The sequence below is a fragment of the Promicromonospora sp. NFX87 genome (assembly GCF_048564965.1).
Taxonomy (GTDB): Bacteria; Actinomycetota; Actinomycetes; order Actinomycetales; family Cellulomonadaceae; genus Promicromonospora.
This window is the reverse complement of sequence record NZ_CP183413.1, coordinates 1551105-1576136: the sequence shown is the minus strand read 5'-3', so window position 1 is coordinate 1576136 and position 25032 is coordinate 1551105. Positions and strand designations below refer to the sequence as shown.

The window sequence follows — 25032 nt, the reverse complement described above, 5'->3', positions numbered from 1 at the left end:
AGAAGAGTGGCCCCATGCCCGTCGCGAGTCCCACCGTCCTGCGTCAGCTCTCCCCCGCCACCACCGCCCGGCTGCTCGGCGCATGGCATGCCGGCGGACCCGCCTACCTGGCCCTCGCCGACGCACTGCGGGCGGCGGTCCTGTCCGGGACGCTGGCCCCGCACACCCGCCTGCCCAGCGAACGTGAGCTCGCGGCGGTCCTCGGCGTCTCACGCACCACGACGTCCGGCGCGTACGCGCGGCTGCGCGAGCTCGGGTTCGCGACGAGCCGTGTCGGTTCGGGCACCGTCACCACGCTGCCGCAGCGCGCCACCGGGCCGGTTCCGGGCCGGCCGGCCGGCGGCGACGCCCCGGTGGCGGGCGAGACGCTGCGGGGCGCCGTGCGAGCGGTCGGCCTGTCCGGAACGGGACACCTGGACCTCTGGCAGGCGACGCCGCCCGCCCCGCCCGAGCTGCACGAGGCCTTCACCCGAGCGCTGGAAGGACTGCCCGCCTACCTGGACTCGGGCGGCTACGAGCCGTACGGCCTCGCACCGCTGCGCGAGGCCGTCGCCGCGCGCTACCGCGAACGCGGTGTGCCGACCACCGCCGACGAGATCCTGGTCACCACCGGCGCGCAGCAGGCGATCGCCCTGCTCGCGCACACCCACCTGCGCCCCGGCGACCGCGCGGTGGTCGAGTCCCCCACCTACTTCCACGCCATGGAGGCCATGCGCGACGCCGGAGGCCGGGTGGTGGGTGTGCCCGCCGGACCGCTGGACGTCGACCTGCTCGCCTCGACGGTGCGTCGCGCCAAGCCGCGGCTCGTGTACCTCGTTCCGGACTACCAGAACCCGACCGGTTCCGTGCTCTCCGCCGACGAGCGTGCGGCCGTCCGGGAGATCGCCGACCGGCACGGCGTCACGGTCGTGGGCGACGAGACGCTCGTCGAGCTCGGGCTGTCGGACGACAGGACGCCGCCTCCGTTCGCCGGGGACGGCACCTCGCCGCACGTGGTGTCGGTGGGGTCCGCCTCGAAGGCGTTCTGGGGCGGGCTCCGCGTCGGCTGGGTCCGGGCGCATCCGCAGGTGATCGCCCAGCTCGCCCGCGCGCGGCAGTCCGCGGACATCGCGACGGCGGTGCTGGAGCAGCTGGCCGTGACGGAGCTGCTCGGGCGCCGTGCCGAGGTGATGGTCGGCAGGCGGCACATGCTGCGCGAGCGTCGTGACCTGCTCGTCGGCCACCTCCGGGAGTCGTTCCCGTGGGACGTGCCCACGCCGCCGGGCGGGCTGTTCTGCTGGGTGGACCTCGGCCTGCCCGTCGCCCAGGCCTTCGCGGCGGCGGCCGCGGCCGAGGGCGCGCTCGTCGCCGCCGGCCCGCTGTTCACCCCGGACAACGCGGGGGCCGCCTCGCACGTGCGGCTCACCTACACGCGATCACCCGCAGAGCTGACCGAGGCCGTGCCGCGCCTGGTCCGGGCCTGGGGACGGGTGGCGGGCCGCCGGCGCCCCGCTCACGCCACCCCCAACGGCACCACTCACGGCACCAGGTAGCTCGAGTTCCGGGCGTCGGTGATCGCCATGTGCCCGGGCGCATGGCCGATGGCGAACGACGGGCGCGACCGCATCACGGCGGCCTGCGGCGTCACCCCGCACGCCCAGAACACGGGGACCTCGCCGTCGCGGACCTCCACCGCGTCCCCGAAGTCCGGGGCCGCGAGGTCGGCGATGCCCAGCGCCGCCGGGTCGCCCACGTGCACCGGCGCACCGTGCACGGCGGGGTACCGGGAGGTGATCCGGACGGCGTCCGCCACCTGGCTCGCCGGGACCGGCCGCATCGACACGACGAGCGGGCCCGACAGGGCGCCCGCCGGGCGGCACTCCCGGTTGGTGCGGTACATGGGCACGTTGGACCCGGCCTCGATGTGGCGCACGGGCACACCGCCGTCCAGCAGCGCGCTCTCGAAGGTGAAGCTGCAGCCCACGAGGAAGGTGACCAGGTCGTCGCGCCACAGGTGCGTGACGTCGGTCAGCTCCTCGGCGAGCTCGCCGTCGCGGTACACGCGGTAGGCGGGCAGGTCGGTGCGGAGGTCACCGGCGAAGATCGACGCCGACGTCTCGCCCGGCTCGGTCACGTCCAGCACCGGGCACGGCTTCGGGTTGCGCTGGGCGAACAGCAGGAAGTCGTACGCCTCGGCCCGGGGCAGGGCGATCAGGTTGGCCTGCGTCCACCCCGCGGCCCAGCCCGACGTCGGCACCCGCAGCCCGGCACGGAACCGCGCCCGCGCCTGGTCCGGGGTGAGCAGATCAGGCGTGAGCTGGTCCGGGGCGGTCATGGGACCCGCAGCTCCACGCCCGGTGCCGCCTGGGTGCCGTCGTGCAGCAGCCGCGCCTGCACCGCGCCGGCCTCGGCCAGCGCACGCCAGTGCTCGCCGAGCCACTGCTCGGCGTCGTACTGCGCCGTGAACACGGGGGTGACGGGTTCGACCAGGCGACGCCCCTCGGCGTCGTCCAGGGCCCACTCCCACTGCGGACGGATCACTCCAGCCTCCCACTTGCTGTCGAGCCTGCCGAACGGGTCAGCGCGCGGTTGATCCGCGACGCCCACAGCGGCCCCTCGTAGACGAATGACGTGTAGCCCTGAGTCAGGTCGGCTCCGGCGCGCAGGTAGGCGCGGACGTCGTCGGCCCTGGTGATACCGCCGACACCGATGATGACCGGGCCCGTGCCGAGCCGCTTGCGCAGCCGGGCGACGACCTCGATCCCCCGGCCCAGCAGCGGCGGGCCGGACAGGCCGCCGGGGCCGCGGTCGTGGCCGATCGTCGTGTTGACGGCGACCACGCCGTCCAGCCCCAGCTCGAGCACGAGGTCGGCGACGGCGTCGATGTCGTCGTCCGCGAGGTCTGGGGCGATCTTCACCAGCAGCGGGATGCGTCGGCCGGCCCCGGCGGAGCCCGTGGCGTTGGCCTCGTCGGCCGCGGCGCGCACAGCCTGCAGGATGGGTCGCAGCGACTCCGTCGCCTGCAGGTCGCGCAGGCCCGGGGTGTTCGGTGAGGAGACGTTGACCACCAGGTAGTCCGCCCAGGGGGCGAGCAGCCGGGCCGACGTCGCGTAGTCCGCTGCGGCGTCCTCCGGCGGCGTCACCTTGGTCTTGCCGATGTTGGCGCCGACCACTATCGCGCGGCCCGCGGCGGTGCTCCGCAGCTCCCGCAGCCGGGCCGCCGCGACCGCGGCGCCCTCGTTGTTGAAGCCCATCCGGTTGCGCACCCCGCGCACGTCGAGCTCGCGCCACATGCGCGGCTTCTCGTTGCCCGGCTGAGGCTGTGCGGTGACCGTGCCGATCTCGATGAACCCGAAGCCGAGCATCGTCAGGCCCCGGACCGCTCTCGCGTTCTTGTCGAAACCCCCCGCCAGGCCGAAGGGCGCGGGCACCACGCGGCCGAAGAGGCGCACGCTGCCCGGACCGCCGGCGCGCTGGCCGAGGAAGGGCGCGATGGCGCCCTGCACGAGGTCACGCAGCACCGGCGTACTGCCCGCACGCTCGATCAGCGAGAACGCGAGCTCGTGCGCGCGTTCCGGATCCATGCGGCGGAAGGCGACGTTGAACAACAACGAGTACGGCCAGCTCATGCAGTCCTCTCCTCGGATGCGCCGGGCGACGTCCGCCACAGCCACCACAACCCCACGAAAGGCAGGACAAGGGGCACGTAACCGTAGCCCTGGCCGAACCCGGACCAGACCGTCGACTCGCCGAACACGTGCTCGTCGGCGAGGGACAGCGCGCCGACGGTCAGGATGCCGACGGCCTCGATACCCACTGTGATCCACGCGATCGTGCGCCAGACGGGCGTCCCGATCGCGAGGGCGAACGTCGCCACGACGTAGACGACGGCGGCGAGGGTCGACAGCGAGTACGCCACCGGTGCCTCACCGAACTTCACGACCAGCTCGTAGGACGAGCGGCCGAGCGCCGCGAACGCCAGGATCCCGTAGACGGTCACCAGGACCCGGCCGAAGCCCTGCCCGGTCCGCCGTCCGGCCGCCGCTCGCGCCATCATGCCCCCATCCAGATCTGCCACATGCGCCACTCCAGGAAGGCCACGGTCAGGGACGCGACCAGCAGGACCACCGAGCTCCACCTGGTGCGCTCGGCGAAGGCCCAGGCCGCGGCGACCGGGAGGATCACCAGGGTGGTGGCGTAGTAGCCCCAGAACAGCAACGGGTCGTCCGCGCCGGCGCCGGTGGCGCCCTGCACGATCGCCACGACGCCCTGGATCAGGACGACGCCCTCGACGACGGCACCGCCCCAGAGCTGGTTCAGGATGACCGCGCGGTCGCGTGCCACGAACCAGCCGGCCCACCCGGCCAGGACCACGCACAGCGCGACCACGAGGAGCAGGAGGGCAAGGATCACGTCCCGCAGACTACCGGGCGGCACCTACGGGGCGGCAATCGGATCGTGCGTGACCTGCGCCTCTATCCATGCACGGTGCCCCGCCCCGAACCGGACGAACACCCCGGAAAGGCGCAGCGGACCGGGAGCCGGACAGGGAGTCAGAGGCGCGGGATACGATCGGGCTCGTGACCGACGTGACCCTCTCCAGCAAGAATCCCACCGCCGTGAAGGCCGAAGCGCTAGTAGTGGCGACCGCCCAGACGTCGGACGGCGTAGCCGTCGTGTCCGACCAGCTCCCCACGGATCTGCTGACCGAGCTCGAGTCGCTCGCGCCACAGCTCGGCGTGACCGGTGCGCGCGACGAGGTCCGCAAGATCCCGGCCGGCCCGAAGCTCGCGGCCGACGTCCTGGTCCTGACGGGGCTGGGTGAGCGCGCCGAGGACGGCACCTTCGCGACCGAGACCCTCCGGCGCGCCGCGGGCGCCGCGACCCGCGAGCTGGCCGGCCTCAGGTCGGCGGCCATCGCGCTGCCCGCGTCCGACGACGACGAGATCACCGCCGTGACCGAGGGCGCACTGCTGGGCGCCTACGCCTTCAACCGCTACCGCACCTCCGGCAAGGACGCCGGGAAGGACAGCACCGGCAAGGACGGCGCGAAGGCGGCCAAGAACGGCAAGGACCCGGTCGCGAGCATCGAGATCCTGACGCCGCTGCACAAGAACGCGAAGGCCAAGGTCGCCGCCGAGCGCGCCGAGATCGTCGCCGCGGCGGTCCACGCCGCCCGCGACCTCGTCAACGCGGCGCCCAACGAGCTGTACCCGGCCACGTTCGCCGACGCGGCGAAGGCCGCCGCCAAGGACGTCCGCCACGTCAAGGTGACCGTCCTGGACGACAAGCAGCTGGCGTCCGGCGGCTACGGCGGGCTCACCGCCGTCGGCCAGGGTTCGTCGCGCGGCCCGCGTCTCGTCAAGGTCGCCTACACGCCGGCCAAGCCGAACGGCAAGGTGGCGCTGGTCGGCAAGGGCATCACGTTCGACTCCGGCGGCATCTCGATCAAGCCGGCCGCGGGCATGGAGGCGATGAAGTCCGACATGGCGGGCGCCGCCGCCGTCCTCTCCACGGTGGTCGCCGCCGCGAAGCTGAACCTGCCGGTCGCGGTGACCGGCTACCTCTGCCTCGCCGAGAACATGCCGGGCGGCAACGCCCAGCGCCCCGCCGACGTCATCACCATCTACGGCGGCAAGACCGTCGAGGTGCTGAACACCGACGCCGAGGGCCGCATCGTCATGGCCGACGGCCTCGTGTCCGCGATCGAGGACGGCCACGACGTCGTGCTCGACATCGCCACCCTCACGGGCGCCCAGATGGTCGCGCTCGGCAACCGCACCTCCGCCGTCATGGGCACCGACGAGGTCCGTGACGAGGTCAAGGCCGCCGCCGACACCTCGGGCGAGCTGTTCTGGCCGATGCCGCTGCCGGAGGAGCTCAAGTCGAACATCAAGTCCAAGGTGGCCGACGTCGCCAACTCGGGCCCGCGCTGGGGCGGCATGCTCAACGCCGGCCTGTTCCTGCAGACGTTCGTGGGCGACCACCCGTGGGCCCACCTCGACATCGCGGGCCCGGCGTTCAACGAGGGCGGAGCGCACGGGTACACGCCCGGCGGTGGCACCGGCGTCGGCGTCCGCACCCTCCTGAGCTTCCTCGAGGGCCGCGCGAAGTAGCGGTTCGCGAAGTAGAACTGCAGCGAAGTGGAACTGCAGCGAGATAGAACCGCAGCACCGCCTCGGTTCTATCTCGCTGCAGTTCTATCTCGCCAGGGTTCTACTTGGCCAGGGTTCTACTTCGGCTTGCGCTGGGCGCTGTTCCAGTCGCGCATCCGCTGCGGGTAGCCGGTGAACCGCACGTTGTACACCGGTACCCCGAGCTGGTTCGCGATCTCGAACGCGGCGCGCTCGTCCGGTACCCGGCGGCGCGTCCACTCCCCCGTGGTCGCCACGAGCAGGATCGTGCTGGGGATGTCGGTGGTCGGGGGCTCCACATAGGCCTCGACGCCCACCCGCGACCCGATGAACTCACCGAGGTGCGCCAGGGTCTGGCGGCGTGCGTCGTTGCCGCTCGGGCGTGATCCGCTACCGGAGGACGATGAGCGTCGCTGGAAGAAACGCGCGAGCGAGCTACGGGACTGGCGGGGCATGAACCGAGACTACTCGCGAGACCCGCGCTGTCCTAGGCATCTCCACGCCATTCCAGGAAACCCACAGGTCCTGTTCACAGGGCCGCCGTCAGGCCCCGTACCTGGCCTCACGCCCCAGATCAGGCCGGACATCCTCTTTTCACAGCCCGGGTTGCCCGTCAATGTCGCCACGGTCACACCCGCCGAGCCGGGTTCACGATTGGGGCCACGCCCGCTGAAGTGTCAAGATGGCATGCGGTGCTCACTATCCACCCGATGTGGGCGCCCACAGCGCCACCAGCGAAGTCAACGAGGAGCCAGCACGTGCCTACGCATGACAATCCGGCCACGTTCGATGTCGTCGTGCTCGGCGGGGGCAGCGGCGGCTACGCCACCGCGCTCCGGGCGGCACAGCTGGGTCTGAGCGTCGCCCTCGTCGAAGAGGGCAAGGTCGGCGGTACCTGCCTCCACGTGGGCTGCGTGCCCACCAAGGCGCTGCTGCACGCCGCCGAGGTGGCCGACGCCGCCGCGCACGGCGCGCAGTTCGGCGTCCGCACCACGCTGGACGGCATCGACATGCCGGCCGTGCTCGCCTACAAGGACTCCGTGGTCGCCGGCCTGTACAAGGGCCTGCAGGGGCTCATCACCTCCAGGAAGATCACCGTCGTCGAGGGGCACGGCACGCTCGCGGGCCCCGGCGTCGTCGAGGTCACCTCCGCGGACGGCGCCAGGAGCAGCTACACCGGCACCCACGTGGTGCTCGCGACGGGCTCCTACGCCCGCAGCCTGCCAGGTCTCGAGCTCGGCGGCCGGGTCATCACCTCCGACGACGCGCTGAAGCTGGACACCGTGCCGAAGTCGGTGGTCGTGCTCGGCGGCGGCGTGATCGGCGTCGAGTTCGCCTCCGTCTGGAAGTCCTTCGGCGCCGACGTCCAGATCGTCGAGGCGCTGCCGCACCTCGTCCCGAACGAGGACGTCGCGCTCTCCAAGGCGCTGGAGCGGGCGTTCCGCAAGCGCGGTATCAAGTTCTCCCTGGGCGAGCGCTTCGCCCAGGTCAAGCAGTCGGAGGACGGCGTACAGGTCGAGCTCGAGTCGGGCACCACGTTCGACGCCGAGCTGCTGCTCGTCGCCGTCGGACGCGGTCCGCGCACCGCCGACCTCGGTTACGAGTCGGCCGGCGTCCGCCTCGACCGCGGCTTCGTCCTGACCGACGAGCTGCTCCGCACGGGGGTTCGTACCGGGGCGGGCGACAGCGCAGGACATGTCTGGGCGGTCGGCGACATCGTGCCCGGCCTGCAGCTCGCCCACCGCGGGTTCGCCCAGGGCATCTTCGTGGCCGAGCAGATCGCGGGCCTGGCGCCCGCGACCATCGACGAGACAGCGATCCCGCGCGTCACCTACTGCGAGCCCGAGGTGGCGTCCGTCGGAGTCACCGAGGCGCGGGCCGCCGAGCTGTACGGGCCGGACCAGGTGGAGACCATCGAGTACAACCTCGCGGGCAACGGCAAGAGCAAGATCCTGGGTACCCAGGGCTTCGCGAAGCTCGTGCGCCGCAAGGACGGACCAGTGGTCGGCATGCACCTGATCGGCTCGCGCGTGGGCGAGCTGATCGGCGAGGGCCAGCTCATCGTCGGCTGGGAGGCGTTCCCTGAGGACGTCGCCTCGCTCGTCCACGCACACCCCACCCAGAACGAGGCACTCGGAGAGGCACACATGGCGCTGGCCGGCAAGCCTCTGCACGCCCACAACTGACCCCTTAACGACAAAGGAGACCTCACAGGTCATGTCTGAGAACGTGCAGCTGCCGGCCCTCGGCGAATCCGTTACCGAGGGCACTGTCACCCGCTGGCTCAAGGCTGTCGGCGACGAGGTCGCCGTCGACGAGCCGCTGCTCGAGGTGTCGACCGACAAGGTCGACACCGAGATCCCGTCGCCCGTCGCGGGCGTCCTCGAGCAGATCCTCGTCCAGGAGGACGACACGGTCGAGGTCGGCACGACTCTCGCCGTCATCGGCGACGGCTCCGGTTCCGGCGCCGCACCGGCCGCCCCCGCGGCCGAGCCGGCCGCCGCCGAGGCCTCCGAGCCGACGCCGCAGGCAGCTCCCGCCGAGGCACCTGCTGCCGAAGCGCCCGCCGAGGAGCCCGCCGCCGAGACCGCGCCCGCCGCACCCGCCGAGGCTCCTGCCCCGGCGGCGGCACCCGCCGGTGAGGGCACCGAGGTCCCGCTGCCCGCACTGGGCGAGTCGGTCACCGAGGGCACCGTGACCCGCTGGCTCAAGGCGGTCGGCGACGACGTAGCGGTCGACGAGCCGCTGCTCGAGGTATCGACCGACAAGGTCGACACCGAGATCCCGTCGCCCGTGGCCGGAACCCTCCAGAAGATCCTGGTCCAGGAGGACGAGACCGTCGAGGTCGGCGCCGTCCTGGCGCTCGTCGGTTCGGGTGCCGCCGCACCCGCCGCCGAGGCCCCGACTCCCGTCCCGGACCCGGCCGCCGACTCCCCGGAGCCGGCCAAGGCCGCCGCCCCCGCACCCGAGGCGCCGGCGCCCGCACCGGCTCCGGCCGCCGAGGCACCCGCTGCCCCGGCCCCCGCTCCGGCACCTGCGCCCGCACCGGCAGCTCCGGCTCCCGCCGCACCGGCACCGTCGGCGCCCGCAGCACCCGCCCCGGCGTCGGGCGGTCGCACCATCGGCTCGTACCTGACGCCGCTCGTGCGCAAGCTCGCAGCGGAGAAGGGCGTCGACGTCAACGAGGTGAAGGGCACCGGCGTCGGTGGCCGCATCCGCAAGGAGGACGTGCTCGCCGCCGCGGAGGCGAAGGCCGCCCCGGCTCCGGCAGCAGCGTCCGCGCCGGCCAAGGCGCCGTCCGCCCCGGCCAAGCTCGAGGTCTCCCCGCTGCGGGGCACCACCGAGAAGATGTCGCGTCTGCGCAAGATCGTCGCCGAGCGGATGCTCGAGGCGGTGCAGTCGCAGGCCCAGCTGACCACGGTCATGGAGGTCGACGTCACGCGCGTCGCGCAGCTCCGTGCCAAGGCCAAGGAGTCGTTCGCCGCGCGCGAGGGCGCCAAGCTGACGTTCCTGCCGTTCTTCACGCAGGCCGCCATCGAGGCGCTCAAGGCCTACCCGAAGATCAACGCCACCATCGACACCGAGAAGGGCGAGATCACCTACCACGGCTCGGAGAACGTCGGCATCGCCGTCGACACCGAGCGTGGCCTCGTGGTCCCGGTCATCAAGAACGCCGGTGACCTGAACCTCGCCGGCATCGCGCGGCAGATCCAGGACCTGGGTGCCCGCACCCGGGCGAACAAGGTGACGCCGGACGAGCTGTCGGGCGGCACGTTCAACATCACCAACACGGGTTCGGGCGGGTCGCTCATCGACACCCCGATCGTGCCGCTGGGCCACGCCGCGATCCTGGGCACCGGCACCATCACGAAGCGCCCCGTCGTCGTGACGGACCCGGACGGCAACGAGAGCATCGCGGTGCGCTCGATGGCGTACATCTTCCTCTCCTACGACCACCGCCTGGTCGACGGCGCGGACGCGGCCCGCTTCCTCACGGCCATCAAGAACCGGATCGAGGAGGGCGCGTTCGAGTCGGAGGTCGGTCTCTGACCGGTCTCTGACGCGGAAGCATCCGGCGCGCGGTCAGCGCGCCGAGCAGGTGGCTGTGGCCGGTCCCGGGTCCGGGACCGGCCACAGCCGTCTGACCGGTAGATTCGCCGCATGGATGTGGCGATCGCCGGCTCGCACGGCCTCATCGGATCCGCGCTGGTCGCGGACCTCCTCGCGCGCGGGGACACCGTGCGGCGGCTGGTCCGCCGCGGCGCCGCGCCGTCCGACGGCACCGGGACACCCGGCGTCCGCGACGTGCTGTGGGACCCGCGGACCGGCGAGCTCGACCCGGCCACGCTGGAGGGGGTCGACGCCGTCGTGAACCTCGCCGGTGCCGGGATCGGCGACCACCGCTGGACCGCCGCCTACAAGCAGACGCTGCTCGGTTCACGCACCACGACGACGAGCCTGCTCGCGCGCACGGTCGCCCGCCTGGACGACCCGCCGGTGCTGGTCAACAGCTCGGCGGTCGGGGCGTACGGCAGCCGCAAGGACGAGGTCCTCACCGAGGCGTCGACGCGCGGGGACGACTTCCTCGCCGGCCTCGTCAAGGCATGGGAGAACGCCACCACCCCCGCGTCGGACGCCGGGGCGCGCGTCGTATGGCTGCGGAGCGGCCTGGTGCTGGCCCCCGAGGACGGCGCGCTCGGCAAGCTGCTGCCCCTCCTGCGCCTCGGCCTCGGCGGACCGCTGGGCAGCGGCCGCCAGTGGTGGAGCTGGATCACCCTCACCGACGAGGTGGCGGCGATCCGCCACGTCATCGGCGCGGACGTCGACGGTCCGGTCAACGCCGTCGCGCCCGAGCCGACGACCAACCGGGAGCTGACCCGTGCGCTCGCGCAGGCCCTGCACCGCCCCGCGGTGCTCGCCGTACCCCGGTTCGCGCTACGGATCGCCGTCGGCCAGTTCGCCGACGACCTCGTCGCCTCCCAGCGGGTCGTGCCCGGCGTGCTGTCCAGGACCGGCTTCTCCTGGACGCACGCGAGTCCTCAGGACGCGGCCCGCTGGGTGGTGGAGGCGAACGAGGTCAGCGCACCTCGCTGACGCGCCAGCCCTGCGGGGTCCACACGAGGGTCAGGTCGGCCGACTCGTTCGACGCCGGGACCGCCGTCTCTCCGCTGTCCGACACCTGCATGTGCGCGGTGATCGCGTACGTGATCCGGACGACTGCCTCGATGGGCGCGTCCTTGCTCGCCGCCTGCTCACCCACGGCCGCGCCGTCCGTCTCGGACGTCTTGCGCGATGCGGTGGTCGCGTTGTGCAGGGCGGACGCGGCGCCCGGGCCCATCGTCACGACCTCCATCGACTGCACGTCGGCGGACGCACCGACCACCTGCGCCCCGGTCCGCCTGAGCTCGTCGAGGATCTTCTTGTCGGCCAGGTAGGCCGGCGAACCCTCCACGTTGACCGTCTTGATGTCGGACACGGCGCCCGCCAGCAGGGCCAGACGGCGCGACGTCAGCTCGGCGGCGGCACCCGCCGGGTCCTTGGCGTTGGCCACGGGGCTGATGCCGCCCAGCTTCGTCGCGGAGGTGTCGGGCGACGGCGCCGCTGCCGCGGACCGCTCACCGCCGAAGACCTGGGGCATGGCGGTGACTCCCGCCGTGATGCCCGCGACGACGCCCGCCGCGATCATCATGGTGGCGAACACGGAGACGGTGGTGGTCCGCGGCTCGGCGTCCTCGGCGACCAGCTCCGTACGGGACGGTCCGTTGACCGGCATCGTCGCCCGGCGCCGCGCCTGGGCCACCCAGGCGCGGCCGTCCACCACGGCGATGGAACCGGTGAGCGTCTTGGCCGCGGTGCGCCAGGCCGACGGCGTGTGCGCGCCGAGCGGCACGTGGCCCGCGAGCGGCACGGGACCGCTGATGGCGGCCGAGATCAGCGCCGACCCCGCGGGGAGGCGGACCGGCTCCGGCTTCACGGCGTCGTGCGCGAGCGCCGCGAGGGTGCCCGGCTCGGGCCGGTCGCGCGGGTCCTCGGCGCGGGCGCTGGCCAGGACGGCACGCAGGGCCTCGTCGGCCTCGGAGTTCAGGCTCGGGCCGGGGAAGCCCAGCACCGACTCGACGAGCGTTGCCAGGGACGTGACGTCGACCGGGTCGTCGCTGTGCTCCGGGAGCGTCACGCGGGGCCGCAGCATCGCGCTCCCGTCGGAGCGCAGCAGCACGTCCGTCGGCCGGACCCCGCCGTGGACGAGGCCCACGCTGTGCAGGGCCGCGAGCGCCTGGGCGATCGCTACGGTGACACCCGCGCCTTCCGCGGCGGTCAGGGGACCCCGCGATCCGACGGCTGTGGGCAGATCGACAGCTCCCGTCCGCGACAGCCGGACGTCCAGGTTGTCCGGACCGTTCGGGGAGATGGCGATGAGCGGCACCAGATTGGGGTGGTCCAGTGTCGCGAGAGTGTCCAGCCGGCGCACCAGGAGGGCGCGCGCCGCGGCCTCCGTGGGGACGGCCACGCGGACCAGTTCCGCAGATTCGATGTAGTGCACGCATTCATGAGAACCCTGCGCTCCGAAGCGCGCTCTTTATCCACAGGATTTGCTGAATCCGGTGCCCTGTGGGTGGAACGCTCGAAGGCGGACCTTCCCGGCACGGGGGCCCGGGCGGCTCATACGTCGATGACCCGGCCCTCCTTGGCGGACCGCCGGGCGGCGTCCAGCACCTCCGCGGTCCGGACGGCGTCCGCCGGGTCGACCGGGACGTCGGCCTCGCCGGCGAGCCATTCGGCGACCGCCGTGTAGAAGTCTCCGTGCCCGCCGCGCGGCTGGGGTACCGCCGTCCGCTCCCTGCCGCGTACCAGCCAGCCGTGCGTCCCCTCGGGCTGTTCGCCGTCGAGCACGTCGAACGGTGAGGCGTCGCCCTCGAACGAGTTCACGAGGTAGGCGCCGCCGTCGCCGAGCACACGCGTGCGCGGCCCGGGCGCGCCGACGAGGGAGCCTGCCCACAGGCGGGAGACCACGCCCTTGGCGGGCGGTTCGGCCCCGAAGAGGACGTCGGCGCCGGCGGCCCGTCCCGGGACGACGCCGGGCTCGGTACCGGGCGCGGCGTGGTGCAGCACGAGGAACACGTCGTCCTCGGTGGGCGTGGAGAGCGCGCGGGTCTCCGCGTACACCGCGACGACGGGGCCGAACAGCTGGGTGGCCGAGTCGACAAGGTGCGGGCCGAGGTCGAGCAGGAGCCCGCCGCCCACCGCGTCGTTCTCCTTCCAGCGCTGCTGCGGCTTGGGGCGCCAGCGCTCCCAGTGCCGCTCGAAGGTGTGCACCTTGCCGAGGTCGCCGCGCTTCAGCAGGGCCGCGAGGGTCAGCTGCTCCGGGTCCCAGCGGCGGTTGTGGAACACGGTGAACGGCGTACCGGACGACGACGCGGCGCTCAGCACCCGCCGGGCCTCCGCCGCCGTGGTCGCTATGGGCTTGTCCAGCACGAAGGGTTTGCCGGCGAGGGAGACGGCATGCGCGTGCTCGGCGTGCAGCGACGAGGGGCTCGCGACGACCACGAGGTCGTAGAGCCCGGGCTCGGAGAGCATCGACGGGAGGTCGTTGAACAGGCGCGCGCCGGGCCAGTCGCCGGCCGCCTGCACGCGCCGTCCCGAGTCGCGCGCGACGACGGCTGTTACCGACATTCCCGCAGCTCGCGCCAGGCGAGCGTGGATTTGCCTGCCCGCACCTCCGTAGCCGACAATCCCGATCCGAAGAGCCATGGCCCCATGGTGCCCCGCGGGACGCGGCAACGCGAGATCACTGGTCAGCGGGTTAACTGCCGTAACACAACTCTGGCAGACTGGGGCAAGAGGTACGTTTCGCACGTTCTTAGCGTGTCCGGCCAAGTGTGTCCGGACCACACCTGCCGAAAGAATGAGGGGCTCGTGTCCGCCACAGCCAAGAAGTCCAGCCAGGCCCGCAAGACCCTGCAGCTCGTACTCATCGCGGTGGCGGCACTCGTGCTGGCCGGGAACTTCATCATCAAGTCCCTTGGTGACGACGTGGCCCCCGCCGAGGGCGCGGAGGGTTCGGCCCTCGCGGCGCTGGACTCGCTCACGGTGCAGGAAGCCGCCACGAAGGACGGCTACGACCGCGAGGCCGACTTCGGCAGCGCGTGGCAGGACGTCGACGACAACGGCTGCGACACCCGCAACGACATGCTCCAGCGCGACCTCGAGGACATCAAGTTCTCGGCCGGCGACGCGTGCGAGGTCGCGTCCGGGACGCTCGACGACCCGTACACGGGCGAGACCATCGCCTTCGAACGCGGCGAGAACTCGGGCGACGTGCAGATCGACCACGTGGTGGCCCTGATGAACGCCTGGACGACCGGCGCGGCGGACTGGGACAAGGAGAAGCGCGTCGCGATCGCGAACGACCCGCTCAACCTCGTGGCCTCCGACGGCCCCGCGAACATGGGCAAGGGTGCGAAGGACGCGTCCGAGTGGCTGCCCGACAACCAGGCCTACCGCTGCGAGTACATCGCCCGGCAGATCGCGGTCAAGGCCGAGTACGACCTGTGGGTCACGCCCGCAGAGCACGACGCCATGGAGGACGTCCTGACGAGCTGCCCGGCGGAGCCGCTCCCGGCCCGCTGACCAGGCCTGCGTGGACCGTAACGCCAAGGGGAGCCGTAACCGGGCCGGTTACGGCTCCCGCTGACCTCTTGAACCTGGGTCAGCGGCTGCTGCTAGCGGGAACGGCACAAGGCTGGTGGACGGCGGCCGTGGTACCGGTTCCCTGGAGTACGGCACCGCGAGCTCGACCACAGGCCTGCCCTCCGGGCAGTTGTGCACAACCGGCTCCAGCGTGCCGGCGACGACGTGGTGAGCGGTGATCTGATCCCGTCATGCGTCCACTCGCCTCGATCCCCCCGCAGCTGGGCAAGCTGGCTGCCCGGCAGGAGGGCCTGCTCTCCGTGCGGCAGTGCTGCGCGGCAGGTGTCGACCGCCGCCGGATCCGTCGCCTCGTCCAGCACGGCGTCTGGCGGTGGGAAGGCGGTCGCGTCGTCGACACCGACCCCACCCCGCTGTCGGCGAGGAAGCGGGTCGACTACTTCGACCATGTCCGCCGACGCTCCGCGGTCAAGGGCCTGCTCGTCTGGCCCGGGACTGCTGCGGTCGGCGCTGCAGCGCTCGCCCTGCACGGCGTGGCAGGGCTGCCCCGGAACATCGAACCGGAGATCTCGTTCCCGCGGGGCGCGCACCACAGACCGCGAGACGGCGTGATCGTGCGCCAGTACGCGAACTTCAGGTCCCAGCCCTACGGGAGCTGGCGTATCGCGAAGATCGAGCACGCCCTCGCCCAGGCGCTTCCCTACCTCTCCCGGGACGACGCCGTCGCCGTGGTCAGCAGCGCGCTGAACAAGAAGCTCATCAGCCACGACGGCCTCGCCACGGTGGCGAGGCTGCTGCGCGGACGCCTTCACGCGGAGCGGGCGCTCCAGGAGCTGCACCTCGCTGTGTGCGACGACGAGTCCCCCGCCGAGAGCCGGGCCCGGCTCTCCTGCATAGACCACGGCGTTCCCCCGGACCGCAGCCAGGTCGTCTTTCACCACGACGGGCAGTTCCTCGCCCGGTGCGACTTCGCCTGGGCGCTCAGCGACGGGCGATGGCTCGTCGTCGAGATCGACGGGGTCGGTCCGCACTCGACTCCACAAGCGCTCGTCCAGGACGCGCCCCGGCAGAACCGGCTTCTCGCGACCGGGAAGATCGTGCTGCTGCGCTTCAAGCCCACCGACAACGACCAGCCAGGAGGGATCGGGGCTGTGGTCGCGGCTCATCTCGAAGAGCTGGGCGGGCGGGTGACGTCGGCGGCGCTGCCCCCCGCCGCCGCCGTCGGCCCGGTCCACCTCTGACCACTGCCGATCCGCTCGCTGCAGGGCCAGGCCAGGGCGGACCGTAACGCCAGGGTGAGCCGTAACCGAGCGAGTTACGGCTCCCCCTCGCCTCCTGAATCTTGCTCAGTGGACCAGGGGGCCCATCGTCGTCCGGGTCCGGACGTAGGGTGGCGGGCATGGACATGCGTCACCTCACCGGGCACGTCGAGTACCACGAGGGCTGGGACCTGCAGCGCAGCACCCACGAGGCCGTGCGCGCCGAGGAGCAGGCCGACACGGTCTTCCTCCTCGAGCATGCTTCCGTCTACACGGCGGGCGCCCGGACGAACCGTGCCGAGTACCCGACCGACGGCACCGAGGTCATCAAGGTGGACCGCGGCGGCAAGATCACATGGCACGGGCCGGGCCAGATCGTGGCCTACCCGATCATCAAGCTGGCCAAGCCGTTCGACGTCGTCGAGTACGTCCGCACCCTCGAGCAGGCGGTGATGGACGTCTGCGCCGCGTTCGGCCTCGAGACCATCCGGGTCGAGGGCCGGTCGGGCGTGTGGGTCGCCGCGGACTCCCCCGACGTCGAGACGCCGCGGCTGGAGCGGAAGGTCTGCGCCATCGGCGCGCGCGTGGCCAAGGGCGTCACCATGCACGGCCTCGCCCTGAACTGCGACGCCGACCTCACCGCGTTCGACCACATCGTGCCGTGCGGCATCCCCGCGGAGGACGCCGACGTCACCTCGCTGACCGCCGAGCTCGGCCGGCGCGTCACCGTCGACGACGTCCGGCCACTGCTGGAGGCGGCCCTGATCGAACGCCTCGCGCCGCTGCTGGCCCGCCAGGAGACGCCGTCCGCTGTGCCGTCTCCGATGCCGGCTGCGGTGCCGGTTCCGGTGCCGGCCGCGGCCGCCGTCGCCACCGCGTGACGAACGCCACTGCCGGGCCCCGGGACGACCGCGCGAGCGCGGGCGGCCGAGGCTTAGGCTGGGCGGACCCGCTGACCTGGGAGGGACCTGCGTGACCATCGCACCTGAAGGCCGACGCATGTTGCGCATCGAAGCGCGCAACTCGGCTACGCCCATCGAGAAGAAGCCCGAGTGGATCAAGACCCGGGCGGTGATGGGTCCCGAGTACCGCGACATGAAATCGCTCGTCAAGGGCGAGGGCCTGCACACGGTCTGCGAAGAGGCAGGCTGTCCCAACATCTTCGAGTGCTGGGAGGACCGCGAGGCCACCTTCCTCATCGGCGGTGACCAGTGCACGCGCCGCTGCGACTTCTGCCAGATCGACACCGGCAAGCCCGCCGACTTCGACAAGGACGAGCCGCGCCGCGTCGCCGAGTCCGTGCGGACCATGGGCCTGAAGTACTCGACCGTCACCGGCGTCGCCCGCGACGACCTGGCCGACGGCGGCGCCTGGCTCTACGCGGAGACCGTCCGCCAGATCCACGCACTGAACCCCGGCACCGGCGTCGAGCTGCTGATCCCGGACTTCAACGCCATCCCCGAGCTGCTGGACGCCGTCAACGAGTCCCGCCCCGAGGTGCTCGCGCACAACGTCGAGACCGTGCCGCGCATCTTCAAGCAGATCCGGCCCGCCTTCACCTACGAGCGATCGCTCTCGGTGATCACCCGGGCGCGCGACGCGGGCCTCGTCACCAAGTCGAACCTGATCCTCGGCATGGGCGAGACCATCGAAGAGGTCAAGCAGGCGCTCCAGGACCTGCGCGACGCCGGTTGCGACATCATCACGATCACGCAGTACCTCCGGCCCTCGCTGCGCCACCACCCGGTGGACCGCTGGGTGCGGCCCGAGGAGTTCGTGGAGCTGTCCGAGACGGCCGAGAAGATCGGCTTCCTCGGTGTCATGGCAGGGCCGCTGGTGCGTTCGTCGTACCGCGCGGGCCGGCTCTGGGGCCAGGCGATGACCAAGCACGGCCGCGCGATCCCCGAGGCGCTCGCGCACCTCGCACAGCCGACCACCTCCCGGCAGGAGGCGGCGAGCCTGCTGGCCCGCTGACCCGGCGACCCGACCACCCGCAGCGCACTAAGATTGACGACCATGGCCCGAAACTCGTCCGGGGGCGACGCGCGCGACGACGTAGCAGCGTCTGCCTCCAAGCAGAAGAAGCCCAAGAAGCGCCGCTGGTATCACCAGCTGTGGGACGTCTACAAGATGACCCGCAAGCAGAACCCGCTGGTCACCTGGTGGATGCTCGCCGCGTTCGTCGGGGTCGTAGCGGTAGCGCTGCTCATCGGCGTCCTCACGGGCCCGTGGGTCTACGCACTGGTCATCGGTGTGCCGTTCGGCGTGCTCGCCGCGATGTTCGTGCTGTCGCGCAGCGCCGAGAAGGCCGCGTACACGCAGATCGCCGGCCAGCCCGGCGCCGCGCGTGCGGCGCTCGGCACCGTCCGCGGCGGCTGGACCTTCGAGGACGAGCCCGTCGCGGTCGACGCACGCAACCAGGACTTCGTGTTCCGGGGTGTCGGCAAGGCCGGCATCGTGCTCGTCTCCGAGGGTCCGCCGCACCGCGTGGGTCGGCTGCTCGAGCAGGAGCGCAAGCGGGTCAGCCGCATCCTCTCGAACGTCCCGGTCACGCTGATCCAGTGCGGCGACGGCGAGGGACAGGTGCCGCTCACCAAGCTCGCGCGCGCCGTCACCAAGCTCAAGTCGACCCTGACCAGGGCCGAGGTCGCCGAGATCAGCAAGCGCCTCAAGGCGATCGGCGGCATGAAGCTGCCGATCCCGAAGGGCATCGACCCGACCCGTGCCCGCCCCGACCGCAAGGGCATGCGCGGCCGCTGACCGGCGCTCTCCGGCTGTCCGATGGACGGACGCCGCCCAGCCCGGTCATGTGACTTCTGGCACGCTGAGGACCGCTGCCGGACCCTCGACCAGCACATCTTCCCGGGGTCACACGGCCGAGAGGCCCGAGAAACATCCCGGCAACAATCATTAACCCGAGAGAAACCACCTGCCCATAGGTTCATGGCGATCCGCGTGCGACCCTGCCCTGCTCGTCCGGCAAGGTCCGACGGACTCCCCCTGAACTTATCGAGCGAGCAAGGAGCGCAGATGTTCAAGAACGCCGAGGAGGCGATCGCCTTCACCCGCAACGAGGGGGTGGAGTTCGTCGACGTCCGGTTTATCGACCTGCCGGGCATCACGCAGCACTTCAACATCCCGGTCGAGCAGTTCGACGAGGACGCCTTCAGCGAGGGCCTCATGTTCGACGGCTCTTCCATCCGCGGATTCCAGGCGATCCACGAGTCCGACATGAAGCTCGTGCCGGACATCACGACGGCGTTCATCGACCCGTTCCGCAAGGCCAAGACCCTGATCGTGAACTTCTCGATCGTGGACCCGTTCACGGGTGACGCCTACGCTCGCGACCCGCGCAACATCGCGGCCAAGGCCGAGGCCTACCTCAAGTCGACCGGCATCGCCGACACCGTCTTCTTCGGTGCCGAGGCCGAGTTCTACGTGTTCGACGACGTGCGCTTCAAGACGTCCGCGAACGAGAGCTTCTACTCCATCGACTCCGTCGAGGCCGCGTGGAACACCGGCCGCGAGGAGGAGGGTGGCAACCTCGGGTACAAGACCCGCTTCAAGGGCGGCTACTTCCCCACCTCGCCGAGCGACCGTTTCGCCGACCTGCGCGACGACATGGTCAAGGTTCTCAGCCAGGTCGGTCTCTCCGTCGAGCGCGCGCACCACGAGGTGGGCACCGCCGGCCAGCAGGAGATCAACTACAAGTTCAACTCGCTGCTGCACGCCGCCGACGACCTGATGAAGTTCAAGTACGTCATCAAGAACGTCGCGTTCGAGGCCGGCAAGTCGGCCACGTTCATGCCGAAGCCGGTCTTCGGCGACAACGGCTCGGGCATGCACTCGCACCAGTCGCTCTGGAAGAACGGCGAGCCGCTGTTCTACGACGAGAAGGGCTACGGCGGCCTGTCCGACCTGGCTCGCTGGTACATCGGTGGCCTGCTCAAGCACGCGCCGTCGCTGCTCGCCTTCACGAACCCGTCGGTGAACTCGTACCACCGCCTGGTCCCGGGCTTCGAGGCTCCCGTGAACCTCGTCTACTCGGCTCGTAACCGTTCCGCCTCGATCCGTATCCCGATCACGGGTACCTCCCCGAAGGCGAAGCGCATCGAGTTCCGCGCGCCGGACCCGTCGTCGAACCCGTACCTGGCGTTCTCGGCGATGCTGATGGCCGGCCTGGACGGCATCAAGAACCGGATCGAGCCGCCGGCACCGGTCGACAAGGACCTGTACGAGCTGCCCCCGGAGGAGCACGCTCAGATCGCTCAGGTCCCGACCTCGCTCAACGGCGTGCTCGACGCGCTCGAGGCCGACCACGAGTACCTGACCGCCGGTGACGTGTTCACCGAGGACCTGATCGAGACCTGGATCGCGTACAAGCGCGAGAACGAGATCGACCCGATCCGCCTGCGGCCGCACCCGCACGAGTTCGAGCTCTACTACGACATCTGATCGCTGGTCCCTTGTGACCTGCTGAGATGCCCCGAAACGGCGGCTGACCTGCACTTACGTCTTGCGACGTTGTGCAGTGTCGGTCGCCGTTTCTCGTGCCTGTGCAGGACGTGTCTCCTCGCCGAGCTTCGTCAACTAGTCGGCCTGATCCCGCGCCGTCTCCTCCGCACGCGCCGCATCGTGTTTCTCGCGAAGACGGTCCTTCCGCGCGCGCAGCGACTCCCGGATGGCGATGTACAGAGCAATCAGGAAGATCAGAACTGCTCCGATGGCGCCCAGGACCTCGGCCCACTGAGCCGCCCAGCCGATCAACTCGGCCGGTCCCTCGAACTGCATGAGCTGATCCCCCATCTCGGTACGCCGGCCAGGACCGGACAGCCGGCTCCTGCCGGGCCGACCTCGCCCACACGCTACTGGAGACACCGGCGCGCCTGAAGGCCCGTCGCGGCGATCTCTGCTGGCCAAGGCCACACGATCGCTGCACGATGAGGTGATGGCACGATCCACCGCACGGTCCACGACACCCACCGTCCGAGCGCTCACCATGAACGTGTTCGGCCCGGGCAACCCCGGCTGGGACCGGCGACATCCGCTCATCGGCGAGACGATCCGCGCCCTCGACCCCGACGTCGTCGCGCTCCAGGAGGTGCCGGTCGACGCACCGGAGGTCCTGGAGCGCCTGGTCGGGCCGGGCTATCACCTCACCCACTTCTCTCGCCCGTCGGACGACGGCGTCGCGGGCACCCTCGCCACCCGCTGGCCCCACCGGCTCGTCACCGAGATCGACCTGCGCATCAGCAATCGCAGCCGCCGCACCCTGCCCTGGTGTGCCGCCGTCCTCGTCGAGCTCGACACACCCCTCGGCTCGATGCTCGTGGCGCACCACAAGCCGAGCTGGCCCCTCCCGTTCGAGCTGGAACGGGAGGAGCAGGCGGTGCTCGTCGCGCGGGCGATCGAGGAACACATCGGCAGCCGCGATGTCCATGCCCTGGTGCTCGGCGACTTCGACGCCGCTCCCGACTCGGCCAGCATGCGGTTCTGGCGGGGCCTGCAGCCGGCGCAGCATCTGAGCGTCTGCTATCAGGACGCCTGGGAGTACGCACACCCGGACGATCCGGGGCATACGTTCGAGCTGGCCAACCCCCTGGTCCGTGACGGGGATTTCGGTACAGCGGTGTCGCGAAAGATAGACCACGTCCTGTTCCGCAGCGGGCTGCGCGGTCCGACGCTGCTGGTCGACGACTGCCAGCGGGTGCTGGACCGCCCCGTGGACGGGGTGTGGGCGAGCGACCACTACGGCGTCGTCGTCGATCTGGTGGCGCCGCCGAGATGACCCCAGCGATCACGTCCCCACCACCTCCCGCACCGGCTCGAACCTGTCGTGCACCGTCTGACACACCCCCTCGCCGTGGGTCAGCCCGGGTAGCTCCCGCTGCAGCGCAGAGACGCTGCCTGCCGGGATCTCGCCCCGCACGACGGCGATCCCTACTCCGGCCGCGCCCGACTCCGTCGGCACGCCGCCCAGCCGTCCTACCAGGGACGTGACCGCCCCGACGACGTCGTCCGGCATCTCGATGACGAACCGGTGCACCGGCTCGCACACCACCGTCCCGGCCCGCCGGACCGCGGCGGCGAGCACGCGCGGCGTCAGCCCACGGAAGTCGGCCCCCGTGCTGGACATCGCCTTGTTGAACTTCTGGTGCATGTGGCTCTGCCGGGGCGCGTAGCCCGAGTGGGTCATGACCACCCGGGCATCCGGGATCGGCCACCGCAGCGACCCGCGGGCCAGCTCCCGGCGCACCGTGTCCTCGACGGCGTCGAAGAAGGCCGGCGGCATCGAACCGCGTTCGCACTCCAGCTCGAACGTGACGCCCGACCCGGGCGGCACGGGCTCCACCCGCAGCCCGATCGTGGCCAGGAACTCGTTGCCGTCCTGCTTCTTCACCTCGAGCGCGTGCCCGGTGCCGACAATCCGTTCCTGGCGTGCCGTGCGCACCTCCCCGAACCGCGCGTCCACCGCGTACTCCCGCTGCAGGACGGCGGCCAGCACCTCCCGCTGGACCTCGCCGTACAGCGAGACGGTGATCTCCTCGCCGCGCCGCCGCACCCGGATCAGCGGGTCCTGCTCGGCCAGCTCGGTGAGCGCGGCATAGAGCCGGCCGCGCTCACCCGGCACGACGCCGACCACCGTCTCGTACGACGGCGGCGGGAACTGGCTCGCGCGCTCGTCCCCGGGCAGCGCGCGCCCGACGACGTCGCCGACCCGCGCCGTCGAGAGCCCGTGCACGACGGCGATCTGGCCGGCCGCGGCCGTGTCCCGCGGTTCGAGCGACCCACGGTGCGCGACGCTCAGGCCCGTGACCCGCTCCGCGCGACCGTGTCCCAGGTCGATCTTGTCCCGGACCCGCAGCGCGCCGGACCGCATCCTGACGAACGCACGCTTCCGCCCGCCCTCGCGGTCGATGGCGAAGACGACTCCCGAACGCGCGTCGGCGTTCTCGCCGGGGTCGGCCGCCGGCAGGTAGCTCCCCAGGGCTGCAGCCAGCTCGGGCACACCGGCGCCCGTCACCGCCGACCCGAACAGGACGGGGTGGGCGGCGCCCCGCCGTGACTCGCCGGCGAGCCAGGCGCGCAGGCCATCGTCCGGCAGCGGAACCACACGGGCGGACGGCGTTCCCGCGGCCTCGACCCGCTGCACCGGCAGCACGTCGGGGCTGAGGCGGCGCGCTACGGCGTCGGTCACCGCCTCCGGACGGGCGCCGCGCCGGTCGATCTTGTTGACGAACACGATCACCGGCAGCCGGAGCCGCTGCAGGGCGCGCATCAGCACGAGGGTCTGGGCCTGCACGCCCTCGACGGCGGACAGCACGAGCACCACGCCGTCGAGCACGGCGAGGCTGCGGTCCACCTCGGCGATGAAGTCCGGGTGGCCGGGCGTGTCCAGCACGTTGACGGTGACGTCCCCGGCGGGGAACGACGCCACCGAGGCGCGGATGGTGATGCCACGCTCCCGCTCCAGCGCGAGCGAGTCGGTGGTGGTGTCGCCGCGGTCCACACTTCCGGGGCGGTCGATCACGCCCGCGTGGTGCAGCAGGCGTTCGGTCAGGCTGGTCTTACCGGCGTCGACATGGGCGACGATCCCGAGGTTGAGGTACGACAAAAGCTGTCACGTCCGTTGTGCGGAGGGTCAGGGCACGGGGCGTGACAGCTGTCATCGGAATTCCTTTTCGCTCGGGAGGGCACCACGATGCTCCGGGCCGCGCGATCAGGGCAACGGTTTTTCTGGTGACCGCGGGCCTTGCCGGGCATCGGGTGACATCAGGGCCGTGAGATCGGTCGGTTGCACGGCGTTGCTCGCGACTTCGGTCGGTTGCTCTGAGATCGGTCGGTTGATTGACCGATCTCAGAGCAACCGACCGAAGTCGCGTAGTGCGCCCAGCAACCGACCGAAGTCAGAGGCTCGCCGAGGACGACGATCCTCATCGTGCGACCTGCAGCTCCCGGATCCTGGCGGACGCCGGTGCCGGTGCCGCCGCGGGTGCCGGTGCCGTTGCCGAGACCCCTGCGGACGCCGACACCGCCCGACCCGCCCGCCGTCCGCGCGGCGGCAGCTGCCCCGCCAGCACCGCCGCGAGCGCCAGCGCGAAGCCGGCGACCTGGATCCCCGACAGGCTCTCGCCGAGCACCCCGATGCCGATCGCCGCAGCGACCATGGGTGAGAGCGGGGCGAGGAACGCGACGGAGGTGACCGGCAGCCGTCCGATGCCGCGGAACCAGAGCACGTAGGCGATGAGGCCGCCCACCAGGCCGAGCCAGAGGTAGCCGAGCGCCGCCCGGCCGTCGATGGCCGGCGGCAGGCCCTCGGCGATGAGGGTGACGGGGACGAGGAACAGTCCGCCCGCGGTGAGCTGCCAGCCCGCGGCCGAGACCGGGCCGACGCCCTCGGGGCGGCCCCACCGCTTGGTCAGGGTGACGCCGAGCGCCATCGAGACGGCGCCGGCCAGTCCGGCGAGGACGCCTGCCGTGTCGAGGCGGGCACCCGGGCCGAGCACGACGAGGCCGACGCCGGCGACGCCCGCGACGCCCCACGCGACCCGGCGCAGGGACAGACGTTCGCGGAGCACCGGCACGGCGAGGAGCGCGACGAACAGGGGTCCGACGGCGCCGAGCGTGGCCGCGACGCCGCCGGGCAGCCGCTCGGCGGAGATGAACAGCATCGGGAAGAAGAGCCCGATGTTGAGCGTGCCGAGCACTGCGCTCTTCCACCACCAGGCGCCGCGGGGCAGTGCCCGGACCACCGAGCCGTTCCGGGCGGCGCTCGCGCGGCTGAGCGCCGCGCCGATCGCGACGGCGACGAGTCCCGCGGGCAGCGCACGCGCCAGCCCGGCGAAGAGCGGGTGCCCGGCCGGGAGCATCTCGGTGGTGACGAAGTACGTGGTGCCCCAGACCGTCGGAGCGAGCGCCGTGACGGCGGTGAGGGCGGCGACGGCGGTGAGTGCCGCCGTCCGGCCCTGGCGGCCTTGCGGGAGTCTCGTGGTGTCCATGACTCCAGTCTTCGC

At 71.8% G+C, this 25032-nt stretch carries 23 protein-coding genes; 12 read left to right on the top strand and 11 right to left on the bottom strand.

Annotation, left to right across the window (positions count from 1 at the left end; translation table 11 throughout):
* The first annotated feature begins 14 nt into the window (after positions 1–14).
* Positions 15–1532, top strand: coding sequence for a PLP-dependent aminotransferase family protein (locus ACNYC2_RS07095; protein WP_419706351.1), 1518 nt, complete (start codon positions 15–17; stop codon positions 1530–1532).
* Here the strand turns inward: ACNYC2_RS07095 and ACNYC2_RS07090 are convergent.
* Genes ACNYC2_RS07090 through ACNYC2_RS07070 form a run of 5 tightly spaced genes read right to left on the bottom strand, consistent with a single transcriptional unit; the run spans position 1517 to position 4392 of the window.
* Positions 1517–2314, bottom strand: a complete 798-nt coding sequence (locus ACNYC2_RS07090) for a putative hydro-lyase (protein ID WP_419706350.1) — start codon at positions 2312–2314, stop codon at positions 1517–1519. The genes ACNYC2_RS07095 and ACNYC2_RS07090 overlap by 16 nt on opposite strands.
* A complete protein-coding gene (locus ACNYC2_RS07085; RefSeq protein WP_419706349.1) occupies positions 2311–2520 on the bottom strand; it encodes a hypothetical protein in 210 nt (69 codons plus the stop codon). Before ACNYC2_RS07085 ends, ACNYC2_RS07090 begins: the two co-directional genes overlap by 4 nt.
* On the bottom strand, positions 2517–3608 hold the full coding sequence (locus ACNYC2_RS07080; RefSeq protein ID WP_419706348.1) for a quinone-dependent dihydroorotate dehydrogenase: 1092 nt from the start codon (positions 3606–3608) through the stop codon (positions 2517–2519). The genes ACNYC2_RS07085 and ACNYC2_RS07080 overlap by 4 nt, the downstream gene beginning before the upstream one ends.
* Positions 3605–4036: a hypothetical protein gene (locus ACNYC2_RS07075; RefSeq protein WP_419706347.1), complete on the bottom strand. Its 432-nt coding sequence runs from the start codon at positions 4034–4036 to the stop codon at positions 3605–3607. Before ACNYC2_RS07075 ends, ACNYC2_RS07080 begins: the two co-directional genes overlap by 4 nt.
* Positions 4033–4392, bottom strand: a complete 360-nt coding sequence (locus ACNYC2_RS07070; RefSeq protein WP_419706346.1) for a hypothetical protein — start codon at positions 4390–4392, stop codon at positions 4033–4035. Before ACNYC2_RS07070 ends, ACNYC2_RS07075 begins: the two co-directional genes overlap by 4 nt.
* Positions 4393–4559: 167 nt before the next feature.
* Here ACNYC2_RS07070 and ACNYC2_RS07065 point away from each other — a divergent pair, with 167 nt between their 5' ends.
* The gene (locus tag ACNYC2_RS07065) at positions 4560–6095 is read left to right on the top strand and encodes a leucyl aminopeptidase (RefSeq protein WP_419706345.1); all 1536 of its coding nucleotides are present in this window, start codon (positions 4560–4562) and stop codon (positions 6093–6095) included.
* 116 nt (positions 6096–6211) lie between these two features.
* Here ACNYC2_RS07065 and ACNYC2_RS07060 read toward each other — a convergent pair whose 3' ends face one another.
* The gene (locus ACNYC2_RS07060; protein ID WP_116676058.1) at positions 6212–6568 is read right to left on the bottom strand and encodes an oxidoreductase; all 357 of its coding nucleotides are present in this window, start codon (positions 6566–6568) and stop codon (positions 6212–6214) included.
* Positions 6569–6823: 255 nt separating this feature from the next.
* Here ACNYC2_RS07060 and lpdA point away from each other — a divergent pair, with 255 nt between their 5' ends.
* The 3 genes from lpdA to ACNYC2_RS07045 all read left to right on the top strand — a co-directional run bounded on the left by lpdA (position 6824) and on the right by ACNYC2_RS07045 (position 11207).
* Positions 6824–8299: a dihydrolipoyl dehydrogenase gene (gene lpdA, locus ACNYC2_RS07055; protein ID WP_419706344.1), complete on the top strand. Its 1476-nt coding sequence runs from the start codon at positions 6824–6826 to the stop codon at positions 8297–8299.
* Positions 8300–8330: 31 nt separating this feature from the next.
* Positions 8331–10163 carry a 2-oxoglutarate dehydrogenase, E2 component, dihydrolipoamide succinyltransferase gene (sucB, locus tag ACNYC2_RS07050; protein WP_419706343.1) on the top strand — a complete coding sequence of 611 codons (1833 nt, stop codon included), beginning with the start codon at positions 8331–8333 and terminating at the stop codon, positions 10161–10163.
* 111 nt (positions 10164–10274) lie between these two features.
* The gene (locus ACNYC2_RS07045; RefSeq protein WP_419706342.1) at positions 10275–11207 is read left to right on the top strand and encodes a TIGR01777 family oxidoreductase; all 933 of its coding nucleotides are present in this window, start codon (positions 10275–10277) and stop codon (positions 11205–11207) included.
* Here the strand turns inward: ACNYC2_RS07045 and ACNYC2_RS07040 are convergent.
* Together ACNYC2_RS07040 and ACNYC2_RS07035 are read right to left on the bottom strand one after the other, a co-directional pair.
* Positions 11191–12654 (bottom strand): hypothetical protein, encoded by a 1464-nt coding sequence (locus ACNYC2_RS07040; RefSeq protein WP_419706341.1) that lies wholly within the window; start codon positions 12652–12654, stop codon positions 11191–11193. The genes ACNYC2_RS07045 and ACNYC2_RS07040 overlap by 17 nt on opposite strands.
* Positions 12655–12773: 119 nt before the next feature.
* On the bottom strand, positions 12774–13862 hold the full coding sequence (locus tag ACNYC2_RS07035; protein ID WP_419706340.1) for a Gfo/Idh/MocA family oxidoreductase: 1089 nt from the start codon (positions 13860–13862) through the stop codon (positions 12774–12776).
* Positions 13863–14027: 165 nt separating this feature from the next.
* Between ACNYC2_RS07035 and ACNYC2_RS07030 the strand changes: the two genes are divergently transcribed.
* The 6 genes from ACNYC2_RS07030 to glnA all read left to right on the top strand — a co-directional run bounded on the left by ACNYC2_RS07030 (position 14028) and on the right by glnA (position 20473).
* Complete coding sequence (locus ACNYC2_RS07030) at positions 14028–14741, top strand: HNH endonuclease family protein (protein ID WP_419706339.1); 714 nt, start codon at positions 14028–14030, stop codon at positions 14739–14741.
* Between the two features lie 251 nt (positions 14742–14992).
* Positions 14993–16000, top strand: a complete 1008-nt coding sequence (locus tag ACNYC2_RS07025) for a hypothetical protein (protein WP_419706338.1) — start codon at positions 14993–14995, stop codon at positions 15998–16000.
* Positions 16001–16158: 158 nt separating this feature from the next.
* Entirely contained in the window at positions 16159–16899 is a 741-nt protein-coding gene (gene lipB / locus ACNYC2_RS07020; RefSeq protein WP_419706337.1) for a lipoyl(octanoyl) transferase LipB, read from the top strand.
* A gap of 91 nt (positions 16900–16990) precedes the next feature.
* Positions 16991–17992, top strand: a complete 1002-nt coding sequence (lipA, locus tag ACNYC2_RS07015; RefSeq protein WP_357511376.1) for a lipoyl synthase — start codon at positions 16991–16993, stop codon at positions 17990–17992.
* Between the two features lie 42 nt (positions 17993–18034).
* Positions 18035–18778 carry a DUF4191 domain-containing protein gene (locus ACNYC2_RS07010; RefSeq protein ID WP_419706336.1) on the top strand — a complete coding sequence of 248 codons (744 nt, stop codon included), beginning with the start codon at positions 18035–18037 and terminating at the stop codon, positions 18776–18778.
* 270 nt (positions 18779–19048) lie between these two features.
* Positions 19049–20473: a type I glutamate--ammonia ligase gene (glnA, locus tag ACNYC2_RS07005; RefSeq protein WP_419706335.1), complete on the top strand. Its 1425-nt coding sequence runs from the start codon at positions 19049–19051 to the stop codon at positions 20471–20473.
* Positions 20474–20608: 135 nt separating this feature from the next.
* Here glnA and ACNYC2_RS07000 read toward each other — a convergent pair whose 3' ends face one another.
* Positions 20609–20809 carry a hypothetical protein gene (locus tag ACNYC2_RS07000; RefSeq protein WP_419706334.1) on the bottom strand — a complete coding sequence of 67 codons (201 nt, stop codon included), beginning with the start codon at positions 20807–20809 and terminating at the stop codon, positions 20609–20611.
* A gap of 157 nt (positions 20810–20966) precedes the next feature.
* Here ACNYC2_RS07000 and ACNYC2_RS06995 point away from each other — a divergent pair, with 157 nt between their 5' ends.
* Positions 20967–21806 carry an endonuclease/exonuclease/phosphatase family protein gene (locus ACNYC2_RS06995; RefSeq protein ID WP_419706333.1) on the top strand — a complete coding sequence of 280 codons (840 nt, stop codon included), beginning with the start codon at positions 20967–20969 and terminating at the stop codon, positions 21804–21806.
* Between the two features lie 9 nt (positions 21807–21815).
* Here the strand turns inward: ACNYC2_RS06995 and ACNYC2_RS06990 are convergent, their stop codons facing one another.
* Entirely contained in the window at positions 21816–23633 is a 1818-nt protein-coding gene (locus tag ACNYC2_RS06990) for a GTP-binding protein (RefSeq protein WP_419706332.1), read from the bottom strand.
* A 319-nt stretch (positions 23634–23952) separates the two neighbouring features.
* Entirely contained in the window at positions 23953–25017 is a 1065-nt protein-coding gene (locus ACNYC2_RS06985) for an EamA family transporter (RefSeq protein WP_419706331.1), read from the bottom strand.
* Between the last annotated feature and the right edge of the window lie 15 nt (positions 25018–25032).

What these genes read in the sequence shown, in the direction of transcription:
- glnA (WP_419706335.1), top strand. Translation starts at nt 19,049, where the DNA reads ATGTTCAAGAACGCCGAGGAGGCGATCGCCTTCACCCGCAACGAGGGG.
- ACNYC2_RS07095 (WP_419706351.1), top strand. Translation starts at nt 15, where the DNA reads ATGCCCGTCGCGAGTCCCACCGTCCTGCGTCAGCTCTCCCCCGCCACC.
- ACNYC2_RS07090 (WP_419706350.1), bottom strand. Translation starts at nt 2,314, where the DNA reads ATGACCGCCCCGGACCAGCTCACGCCTGATCTGCTCACCCCGGACCAG.
- sucB (WP_419706343.1), top strand. Translation starts at nt 8,331, where the DNA reads ATGTCTGAGAACGTGCAGCTGCCGGCCCTCGGCGAATCCGTTACCGAG.
- ACNYC2_RS07035 (WP_419706340.1), bottom strand. Translation starts at nt 13,862, where the DNA reads ATGGCTCTTCGGATCGGGATTGTCGGCTACGGAGGTGCGGGCAGGCAA.
- lipB (WP_419706337.1), top strand. Translation starts at nt 16,159, where the DNA reads ATGGACATGCGTCACCTCACCGGGCACGTCGAGTACCACGAGGGCTGG.
- ACNYC2_RS07025 (WP_419706338.1), top strand. Translation starts at nt 14,993, where the DNA reads ATGCGTCCACTCGCCTCGATCCCCCCGCAGCTGGGCAAGCTGGCTGCC.
- lpdA (WP_419706344.1), top strand. Translation starts at nt 6,824, where the DNA reads ATGTGGGCGCCCACAGCGCCACCAGCGAAGTCAACGAGGAGCCAGCAC.
- ACNYC2_RS07000 (WP_419706334.1), bottom strand. Translation starts at nt 20,809, where the DNA reads ATGCAGTTCGAGGGACCGGCCGAGTTGATCGGCTGGGCGGCTCAGTGG.
- ACNYC2_RS07045 (WP_419706342.1), top strand. Translation starts at nt 10,275, where the DNA reads ATGGATGTGGCGATCGCCGGCTCGCACGGCCTCATCGGATCCGCGCTG.
- ACNYC2_RS06995 (WP_419706333.1), top strand. Translation starts at nt 20,967, where the DNA reads ATGGCACGATCCACCGCACGGTCCACGACACCCACCGTCCGAGCGCTC.
- ACNYC2_RS07060 (WP_116676058.1), bottom strand. Translation starts at nt 6,568, where the DNA reads ATGCCCCGCCAGTCCCGTAGCTCGCTCGCGCGTTTCTTCCAGCGACGC.
- ACNYC2_RS06985 (WP_419706331.1), bottom strand. Translation starts at nt 25,017, where the DNA reads ATGGACACCACGAGACTCCCGCAAGGCCGCCAGGGCCGGACGGCGGCA.
- ACNYC2_RS07075 (WP_419706347.1), bottom strand. Translation starts at nt 4,036, where the DNA reads ATGATGGCGCGAGCGGCGGCCGGACGGCGGACCGGGCAGGGCTTCGGC.
- ACNYC2_RS07010 (WP_419706336.1), top strand. Translation starts at nt 18,035, where the DNA reads ATGGCCCGAAACTCGTCCGGGGGCGACGCGCGCGACGACGTAGCAGCG.
- ACNYC2_RS07080 (WP_419706348.1), bottom strand. Translation starts at nt 3,608, where the DNA reads ATGAGCTGGCCGTACTCGTTGTTGTTCAACGTCGCCTTCCGCCGCATG.